The sequence below is a fragment of the Dolichospermum circinale AWQC131C genome (assembly GCF_000426905.1).
GTDB classification, from domain to species: domain Bacteria; phylum Cyanobacteriota; class Cyanobacteriia; order Cyanobacteriales; family Nostocaceae; genus Dolichospermum; species Dolichospermum circinale.
In genome coordinates this window covers 119,210-126,355 of record NZ_KE384588.1, presented here as the reverse complement: position 1 = coordinate 126,355, position 7,146 = coordinate 119,210, and the positions used below count along the sequence as shown (strand labels likewise).

The following is a 7,146-nucleotide window of genomic DNA, read 5'->3' as shown; positions in this document are numbered from 1 at the left end:
CACTCCAGGCACAGAGGTCACGGAGAAATGAGGATTTGAGAGATATTTTGCGTAAGTCCTGTATAATATAGAGAAATCAGATTTGGTTTATAAATTGAGTAATTGATGATATAAAATATGAATCAGCTAAAAATCCTCCTTGAACCCGGTACATTATGGACAAGCATCAAAACTACAACAGAACAGGCTTTAAAATCTGGAGCTTTAAAATCTATTCCCACAGAATTGGAAATTATTGAACAAGATGGAGTACAATTTATAGTCAGAATTTTAGCAAATCTCAACCGCAAAAAAGCCGATAAAGAAAAACAAGATCAAAAAGCTGCTAAAACTGGTAAAGAATTTAATCCTTTTTTACCTTATGAAGAAGATTTATTTGTAGCAGATATTTCTTCTACTCATGTTTGTATTTTAAATAAGTTCAATGTTGTGGATAATCATTTGTTAATTATCACCCGCATTTTTGAACAACAAGAAACCTTACTCACCCTAGAAGATTTTACAGCAATGTGGACTTGTTTAGGAGAATTTGAAGGTTTAGTATTTTACAATGGTGGTAAACTAGCTGGTGCGAGTCAACGACATAAACATTTACAAATTGTCCCTTTTTCAGAAACAGATATTCCTATTTCCCCACTTTTAAAAACAGCAAAATTAGAAAATGATCTGGGAACTATTCCAGAATTTCCCTTTTTACACGCTTTCACTACTCTTAAAATGGGAGAAAGTGCAGAAGTAACCTTAGAAAAATATCATAATTTACTACATAAAACGGGAATTAAACCTCTAGAAAATCATCTACAATCGGGAGCATATAATCTTTTAATTACACGAAAATGGATGTTAATTGTGCCGCGAAAACAAGAAGAATTTGCAGAAATTTCCATAAATTCTCTAGGTTTTGCAGGTGCATTATTAGTCAAAAATCAACAACAAATGGAACTACTCAAAAACATCAACCCAATTAATATTTTAACCAATGTTGCTTTTCCCATAGAAAAAAATTAAATATTAGAGTAAAATATTAAAGTAAAATATAAGCTAATATATAGCAATCCTAAATCAGACGTGAATACCTCTTTTTTCTCTACCTCTGTGTCCTCTGTGTCCTCTGTGGTTCGTTCAAAAAAAATCCATTCACAACCCATCGAGAATTGCTATACTCACATCTTGTAGCTTTACGCGGAACAAAAATCATAAAAAGGGGAAAAATTATGGAATCTCTAGATATAAAATGGATTCGTTCTCAGTTTCCCGCACTGACACAAACAATCAACAAAAAGCCAGCAATTTTCTTTGATGGACCAGGGGGAACACAAGTTCCTGGTGGAGTTTTAGACGCAATTAGTGATTATTTAGTTAGATCAAATGCGAATGTTCATGGTACTTTTGCTACTAGTTTGCGAACAGATGCTTTAATTACTTCGGCCAGAGCAGCGATCGCTGACTTCTTAGGATGCGATAATGATGAAATAGTATTTGGCGCAAATATGACCACTCTCACCTTCTCTGTGAGTCGCGCTATTGGTAGAGAATTACAAGCTGGTGATGAAATTATCGTTACAGACTTAGATCATGCTGCGAATATTTCTCCTTGGTATGCTTTAGCAGAGAAAGGTGTAATTATTCGTGCTGTTGATATTAATACTTCTGACTGTACTTTAGATTTGTATGATTTAGAAAAAAAGATAAATTCCCGCACCAAATTAGTAGCAGTTACCTATGCTTCTAACGCCGTGGGGACAATTAATGATATTAGTAAAATAGTCAAAATAGCCCACAATGTCGGGGCTTTAGTATATGTTGATGCTGTCCATTACGCGCCCCATGGACTGATTAATGTTCATCATTTAGATTGTGATTTTCTAGCCTGTTCTGCTTACAAATTCTTCGCGCCCCATGTAGGAATTGTCTACGGAAAAAGAGAACATTTAACCAGATTTTCTCCTTATAAAGTTCAACCAGCAACAGAAGAAATTCCCTCAAAATGGGAAACAGGAACTTTAAATCATGAAGGTTTAGCGGGGTTAGTAGCAGCGATTAATTATTTAGCCAAATTAGGTTGTCATGTTTCCCCAAACTTAGATAATGAATTACTTTCCTCCTTAATAGAAGCCGACAGAGAAGGTTTAACTACCTTCCATTGTCCTCGATTTTTGACAGCACCAGAACAAAAAAATCATGAATTAATATCAGCTTATCATAGTCGGCGAGCAGCTTTAATAACAGCAATGTCAGCCATTCAACAATATGAAAGAGAATTAAGTAAAAAGCTAATTTCAGGCTTATTAAAAATCCCTGGTTTACGCTTATATGGTATTACAGAACCCAGCCAATTTAAATGGCGGACACCAACAGTATCTATTCGCATAGCAGGAAAAACCCCCGCAACCATAGCCCAAATATTAGGAGAAAAGGGAATATTTGTTTGGTACGGAAATTTTTATGCAATTAACCTCACGGAAAAATTAGATGTAGAAACATCTGGTGGATTATTGCGGATAGGATTAGCTCATTATAACACAGTTGAAGAAATAGATCAACTATTACAAACCCTCAATGAAATTGTTTAAGAGGGAACAGGGAACAGGGAACAGGGAACAGGTGACAGGTGACAGGTTTTGAGCAACTTTACTTTTCGTTACTTATGTCGCTTTTTTTCCGTTCACCTACTTAGTCTCATTAAACCCTAATTAGTCCACGGAGGTGGACTTTGCTTGTGTAGTAGCGACTTCTATTCGCCCAATACCCTTTATTAATTTTTAATTCATCCACAGTCATCAGCTTCACAGACACGACGTATATTAATAATATCGCTCATTTTTCTCAGTTGAACAAATAAACGTTCCAATTGAGAACAATCGCGCACATCAATTCCTAAATCAATTAAAGCTGGTTCTCCCAAGGAAGTTTTAACTTGAGCGTGACGGACATTGATACCCTGGTCGCTTAGTCGAGACAATACATCTTTTAATACTCCAACTCTATCCAATGCCTCAATTTGCATATTAACAGGATATGTATAAGGACGATTTTGGCTCTCTGTAACTGAATTCCAACGCACTGGTACTAAACGCTCATATTCAACATGATCTAGATTATGACAACCTTGGCGGTGTATAGAAATTCCTCTTCCCCTTGTCACAGCGCCCACAATTGCTTCTCCAGGAATGGGGGTACAACAACCGGCGATATGATAAACTAACCCCTCCACCCCAATAATAGGGGAATCACTAGCACGGTATGTAGATAATAAATCAGTTTTTTCCTGGCGCAAAGTTTTTGCTGTTAATTCCTTGGCGAGAAATGGGATCATATCAGTAACAGGTTGTTTACCTTTAACAACTTCCCGCCAACGGTTCAGGACTAGATTTAAGGTAACTTCCCCATAACCTAAACTAGCCAGTAAATCTTCTACACTGTGATAATTACACTTTTCCGCCACAGTCTGCATAGCCTCTGACTTGAGTAAGTTCTCAAAACCAGTTTTCCCCAATTCTTTTTCTAATAAATCCCGTCCCCTGGCGATATTTTCTTCTCGGCGCGATCGCTTATACCATTGTTTAATACGATACTTCGCCGCTGAGGTGCTAACAAAATTTAACCAATCTAAACTGGGATGACAATTTTTTTGGGTAATAATGTCAACAATATCACCATTATGCAATCGCGTTGATAAGGGAACAATGCGCCCATTTATCCGCGCCCCTGCACAGTGGTTTCCGATTTCTGTATGAATGCGATAGGCAAAATCTATACTTGTAGAACCAGGACTTAAAGGAATAACATCCCCCTTGGGAGTGAAGACATAAACACCATCTTCAAACAGATTATCTTTCACACTATCTAAGTATTCCTGAGCATCTTTTAAGTCACTTTGCCAATCTAGCAATTGGCGTAACCAAGTAAATTTTTCATCAGAACTTGTTAAGTTAGTATTCTCAGAACCACCCGTTTCTTTATACTTCCAATGAGCAGCAATTCCGTATTCTGCGATATGGTGCATTTCCAGAGTGCGAATTTGCACTTCTAAGGGTCGCCCTGTCAAACCAATTACCCCAGTATGTAGAGATTGATAATTGTTTGGTTTAGGCAGACCTATATAATCCTTAAATCTACCAGGGATGGGACGAAAAGTATCATGAACCACCGCTAAAGCTCGATAGCATTCTTCATTAGTTTGGACAATAATTCGCAGCGCCGCCAAATCATAAATTTCATGAAATTCCTTTTGCTGCCGCCGCATTTTTTGATAAATACTATAAAGGTGTTTAGGACGACCGCTAATTTCCAAACAATTAATACGCGCTTTCAGTAACCGACGGCGCAGAGTCTCCGTAGCTTTAAGTAACTTTTCTTCCCTGTCCGTGCGTTTTTCAGCCACACATTGCTGAGTTTCTCGATAGGCCTCCGGTTCTAAATATTTGAATGCTAGGTCTTCTAATTCCCATTTAATCTGCCAAATTCCTAAACGATTCGCCAAAGGTGCGAAAATATCTCGTGTTTCCTGGGCGCTACGTTGACGACTAGATTCTGGCATATATTGAAGAGTCCGCATATTATGCAAACGGTCTGCCAATTTGACCACAATTACCCGAATATCTTGGGCCATAGCCAGAAACATTCGCCGGAAATTTTCCGCTTGACTTTCGGTTTTGCTGGTAAAATTAATTTTCGACAGCTTAGTAACACCTTCTACCAATCGCCGCACCTCTCCTCCAAAGCGTGCTTCTATGTCTTCACCTGTAACTTCTGTATCTTCAACTACATCATGAAGTAAGCCCGCTGCTATCATAACAGGACTACCACCTAATTCACGGAGTATTTCTGCCACAGCCACAGGGTGAGCAATATAAGGTTCTCCAGATTTTCGGGTTTGACCCCCATGTAATTGATAAGCAAACTGAAATGCTCGACAAATGAGAGCGTTACCGTTATACGTTCGGTCCTCTTCCTCCGTGAGTATGGGTGCTGGAGGTTCAATTAAACATCTGTTAAGCCAGTCTGGGAGAACGACATCAGTAGGAGGTTTGATAGCTATACTACTCATAAAATCAAAAAGGTAATTTGTGGATAAGTTGGAAGATAGTTAAAATTGACAGCACCGCCATAAAATAGATGCTGTTGCCTGGAGGCTTAGAGATAAGGTGAGAAAGATAATGTTCTAATTGTATTGTTTGTAGTTATCATCCATTACAGGTTGCTTGCAAATATGGTCAGAAAAACCTATTGACGATAAACCAAGCCCCAAAAGTAAAATTCAAGGCTGGTGATTTTCAGCAAAAACAAAAGAAAGTTGAGTTGTATGAGAAAATTTTCTTGACATTAATATTATCCTAACTGGCAACAAATGTCTTTAAATTGTGATAAATATCAGGAATTGGCAACATTTATAGACGAGTTACGAACTCATATAACAGCCGATAAACTCAATACTAGTCAATTACGGTTAAATTTCACCCATTTACAAACATTTTTTTTACAGCAAATTGTTCCCTTAGTTGATGAAAATTCCCAGCAACTGTCCTATAAAACGGAAATAAGTAAACAGTTGCGACTCTTGGAAGTGGATATAATGTTTCTCCAAGGGGCAAGGCATTCAACAACGCTACAGGCTAGATTAAAGAATATTGAAGAACGCATTGATACTTTAATTAGATATTGTCAAGCTATTATTCAGCCATTGGCAGACAAGTAATCATAAACTACAAATATACTGAAATTAAATGAATTTAACTTACTCACCAAAGATAGAACTAACTACTGAATAAGTATATAAAACTTAACAAAAAAAACTATTAAAGTCATAGAAAAATGGTAAATTAATTTCAGTAACACCGATGATCAGGCTGTGTTTCTTGATAGTCCATCAACTTAAATAAATACAGGATAGTTATATGTTTAATAGAATACGTAGTCTTTTAAGTAGATTTTTCAATAATTCTCGCACAGTGAACAACGAACCACTAAATAAAGTGAGTTTGATAGTAATTATTTTAGTTGATATTTTCATTTTAATTAACGTTTTTACGGGTTTAAATGATATTAGTCAATGGTATCTTAGCCCGTCTCAGTCTTATCCATGCTATTCTGAATGGAACGATTATAAAGCAGATACTAGGACAAATAAAGATTATCAATTTCTGATCAGTGAATTACCTTATGGTAGCAATGAGCAAACAATTCAACAAAGATATCAAGATGCAGAAAACAGACATTTGGGTAAAGTTTCGCCAATATGTTTAAATTATGGAGAATTTAAAGATCAACTAAACAATCCTGAAAATCAGAAAATTCTCAAAACGATAAATCAGAAACAAGATAAGATTAATCAACTCCAACAGGCCAATAATACAATTCGTCAACAATACGATTCCACACTTTTAGAAAAAATTGCTGGTCAGCCTTCAGGTAATTCTATTAATCAAGTACGAGCGGAAAAAGCTAAACAAGAATTAACGCAAAATAACCGCAATATTTCTGTATTAAAACAAGAAATTGCTAATCTACAAAATCAACTGCTGAACAAACCTGAAAGTATTAATTTCCTCTCTTTTGTCAAGGACGAAACTAAATTTAACCAAGTTGCAAAAGGTCATCAAGACGCATCATTTTGGTATTCTAGCATTCAATTTCTATTTCAGTCCATGTTCCTATTGCCCTTGATTTTGGTTGCATTATTCGTTAATAACTTCAGTCAACGCCAAGGATATGGATTAATAAGCCTCATAAGCTGGCATTTGCTAGTTATATTTCTCATTCCTCTAGTTCTAAAAATATTTGAATTTCTGCAAATTGGTGTCATATTTCAATATTTATCTAATCTCATTAATCGTCTGTTTGCAGGGTTAATCTTCCTCCTGCGTTACCTTTATATTTTGGTAATTCCTGTACTTGGTTTTGGGATCATTAAATTTTTCCAAACCGTTGTATTTAATACCAAAATTCAGTCCACCAAAAGAATTCAAAAATCAAGGTGTATTCGCTGTGCCAAAAAAATTCGTCCACGAGATAGTTACTGTCCCCACTGTGGTTATGATCAATATATTGAATGCCATAATTGCCATAATTTGACCTATAGAGGATTACCTTATTGTTATCATTGTGGCGCTGATCAAAATTCTAGTCCCGTAGAACAGAATTAAA

5 protein-coding genes are annotated in these 7,146 nt (G+C 36.3%); 4 read left to right on the top strand and 1 reads right to left on the bottom strand.

The genetic code is table 11. The annotated features are described in order from the left end of the window. The first annotated feature begins 117 nt into the window (after window positions 1-117). Entirely contained in the window at window positions 118-1,008 is an 891-nt protein-coding gene (locus ACIR131C_RS0101775) for an ATP adenylyltransferase family protein (RefSeq protein WP_028088826.1), read from the top strand. A 206-nt stretch (window positions 1,009-1,214) separates the two neighbouring features. Beyond that, on the top strand, window positions 1,215-2,573 hold the full coding sequence (locus tag ACIR131C_RS0101765; RefSeq protein WP_028088825.1) for a cysteine desulfurase-like protein: 1,359 nt from the start codon (window positions 1,215-1,217) through the stop codon (window positions 2,571-2,573). Window positions 2,574-2,767: 194 nt separating this feature from the next. Here ACIR131C_RS0101765 and ACIR131C_RS0101760 read toward each other — a convergent pair whose 3' ends face one another. Continuing rightward, window positions 2,768-5,050 (bottom strand): RelA/SpoT family protein, encoded by a 2,283-nt coding sequence (locus tag ACIR131C_RS0101760; RefSeq protein WP_028088824.1) that lies wholly within the window; start codon window positions 5,048-5,050, stop codon window positions 2,768-2,770. Window positions 5,051-5,350: 300 nt separating this feature from the next. On the opposite strand from ACIR131C_RS0101760, the gene patD reads away from it, so the two are divergent. After that, the gene (patD, locus tag ACIR131C_RS0101755) at window positions 5,351-5,698 is read left to right on the top strand and encodes a heterocyst frequency control protein PatD (protein WP_028088823.1); all 348 of its coding nucleotides are present in this window, start codon (window positions 5,351-5,353) and stop codon (window positions 5,696-5,698) included. A 199-nt stretch (window positions 5,699-5,897) separates the two neighbouring features. Beyond that, entirely contained in the window at window positions 5,898-7,145 is a 1,248-nt protein-coding gene (locus tag ACIR131C_RS0101750) for a hypothetical protein (RefSeq protein WP_028088822.1), read from the top strand. Window position 7,146: the final 1 nt, after the last annotated feature.

Coding starts and splice junctions, on each gene's coding strand:
- ACIR131C_RS0101775 (WP_028088826.1), top strand. CDS start 118: ATGAATCAGCTAAAAATCCTCCTTGAACCCGGTACATTATGGACAAGC.
- ACIR131C_RS0101765 (WP_028088825.1), top strand. CDS start 1,215: ATGGAATCTCTAGATATAAAATGGATTCGTTCTCAGTTTCCCGCACTG.
- ACIR131C_RS0101750 (WP_028088822.1), top strand. CDS start 5,898: ATGTTTAATAGAATACGTAGTCTTTTAAGTAGATTTTTCAATAATTCT.
- patD (WP_028088823.1), top strand. CDS start 5,351: ATGTCTTTAAATTGTGATAAATATCAGGAATTGGCAACATTTATAGAC.
- ACIR131C_RS0101760 (WP_028088824.1), bottom strand. CDS start 5,050: ATGAGTAGTATAGCTATCAAACCTCCTACTGATGTCGTTCTCCCAGAC.